Origin of the sequence: Rhodococcus sp. 24CO (genome assembly GCF_050586165.1) — a bacterium.
Lineage (GTDB): Bacteria > Actinomycetota > Actinomycetes > Mycobacteriales > Mycobacteriaceae > Rhodococcus_F.
Window position 1 is genome coordinate 1 of the sequence record NZ_JAZFNF010000051.1, and the last position, 2,139, is coordinate 2,139.

General features: G+C 59.7%; 3 protein-coding genes and 1 pseudogene. 2 read left to right on the top strand and 2 right to left on the bottom strand.

All coding sequences use genetic code 11. The annotated features are described in order from the left end of the window. Nucleotides 1-295: 295 nt before the first annotated feature. Both V2B23_RS30745 and V2B23_RS30750 read right to left on the bottom strand, forming a co-directional pair. Nucleotides 296-565: pseudogene (locus V2B23_RS30745) on the bottom strand (DUF7218 family protein). Nucleotides 566-654: 89 nt separating this feature from the next. Then, complete coding sequence (locus V2B23_RS30750) at nt 655-837, bottom strand: hypothetical protein (RefSeq protein ID WP_092808352.1); 183 nt, start codon at nt 835-837, stop codon at nt 655-657. 252 nt (nt 838-1,089) lie between these two features. Here V2B23_RS30750 and V2B23_RS30755 point away from each other — a divergent pair, with 252 nt between their 5' ends. Beyond that, nucleotides 1,090-1,737, top strand: coding sequence for a HemK2/MTQ2 family protein methyltransferase (locus V2B23_RS30755; RefSeq protein ID WP_430953676.1), 648 nt, complete (start codon nt 1,090-1,092; stop codon nt 1,735-1,737). Nucleotides 1,738-1,890: 153 nt separating this feature from the next. Then, complete coding sequence (locus tag V2B23_RS30760; protein ID WP_430953677.1) at nt 1,891-2,052, top strand: CDGSH iron-sulfur domain-containing protein; 162 nt, start codon at nt 1,891-1,893, stop codon at nt 2,050-2,052. Nucleotides 2,053-2,139 lie beyond the last annotated feature (87 nt).

Sequence of the window (2,139 nt, forward strand, 5' to 3'; positions counted from 1 at the left end):
AAAAGTGGGGCCTCGCGTTTGCGGGCGACCGCGACCACGTCGCGACGGAACTCCTCGGGGAACGGTTTCGGCATAGCGCCATCCTTCCACCGTGAAGACTGATCTTCACAGGTCAGATGTCAATCAAACCGGGTGCAGTCCCATAGTCGTATCGGACACTGTGTGGTCGGCGGTGCGTCCGTTCTCTGAACCGATACCGACTGCGATCGTTGTCGGACGTCGGCGGTCGAACTGACAGCGCCATGTGAATACGGTAGCGCTGTTGTGGAACGGTCCCGAATATCATCCCGAAGCATCAATGGTGCCGCAACAGATCGATCAATTCTTCCTTCTGCAGCTTTGAATAGTTATGTAGGTCAAGTTCTTTCGCGCGACTCTTCAAATCCTTCCCGGTCCAGTCCTCGTACGGCGGCGACTGGCCACCCGACTTTCCGACGCCGGAACGTCCGCGATTCGCGGCAGCGTTCGATATGCGAGCAGCTCTCTCTTTGGAGTCGCCCTTTTACCGTAGCTTCGCGTAAAGGTCTTGGTCTTGGAGTTGTGGCTGTGAACTCTTCTGTGGCATAGCGGAGCACTCCTTGACGGTTGTGTATCCCGTTACGATGCAGGGCGAAAGTGGCGCCCGTGGCTGTGCAGGCGAGAGTGTGCCGACCTTTACCCGTCGTGCGGATCGGTTGCCGGGCCCTGCTTCGTGGCGCCGCCCTCATCGGACCAAGTTTGGTCGCTGGATGGGTCGGACTGCACGTCACTGTCCGCGTTGTCGGACCCTGAATTGGGCGTCACCGTCTCGACGTCATCGGGTGAATTGTCGCGCGAAACTGCTTGCTCGTCGATCATCGTGCCTCCTGGGGTCGTCTCGACAGGTTTGTCGAGGGGTGACTTTCGGTCGCACCGGAAAGGATAATCTGCATCTGCGGAAACAGATAATATCACGCATGGACGCGATACTTGCTGTCACTCCTGATCGTGCGGGCGGAAGTAGCATTGTTCATCTCACTGCACGGCACGCGTGGAAGGGCAGCGGATGCCCGCTCATCACTATTCGAACAGCTACTAACCGCAGAACGCTCGACTTTCGAGGAGACACCGATGTTAGTGCGACTGCCAGGCATTTACCCACCGCAAGAGGACACCTGGTTACTGGCCGGCACGTTGGCAGGTGAAAACCTCGGATCTCACTCGCGCGTACTCGACATCTGCACCGGGACGGGGGTACTGAGCCTGTGCGCGGCCGCAGCGGGCGCCGGCCATGTCACTGCAGTGGATATGTCTCGTCGAGCGCTGGCCACCACCTGGATCAACGCCCTTCTGCGACGGCATTCGGTTCGCGTGATGCGCGGAAATCTGACCGAACCCGTACGGGGGCAGCTTTTCGACGTGATCGTGTCGAACCCACCGTATGTGCCTGCGCTCGACGACGTCTTGCCTACCCGCGGTGTCGAACGAGCGTGGGATGCGGGCGTGGACGGACGAATGCTCTTGGATCGAATCTGCCTACAGGCGCCTGCAGTGCTCGCACAGTCGGGGGTCCTGCTGATCGCGCAGTCTGTGCTCAGCGGAGTCGAGAAGACCCAGGCGATGTTGGAAGAACAGGGATTTTCCGTCGAGATCGCTGACCGGGTCGAAATACCGTTCGGTCGTGTACTTTCGGCGCGTGCGGCACTTTTCGAGGATCGTGGACTCATCGATACCGGGCAGCGCACGGAAGAGATCGTGGTGATCCGCGCGGTCAAATGACTCTCGTCGGACGTTCCTGTGCAATCCGGATCGCGTCGCCCGTAGTTTCGCGCGGGTGAACTGCGCAGTGACGTCTCGCCTCGATCCCGACTACCGGTGATGTGCTCTGCCAACAGATTGTCGAACGCAAGACAGGCAGCGGCGCCGAACGAAATGTTGGCGCCCAGTGCGGGGCCTTGCTCGGCGAAGGTGCCGGCGAGATCCCGAACTGCGATCTGTTCGGTAGCGTTGTGCCGATGCGGTGGCGCGGGAATTCCACCCTTCTGCGACGGTACCCACAAGAAGAGAAAGTTCGACGGCCGAAGAGAGAAATGAACGCTCTAGGTGTTGTGGGTATGGACGTTGCTGACGCTGGATTGAAGTAGACGGGCTGGCCCTTCGCGGCAGGATGGAAGTTGCGAA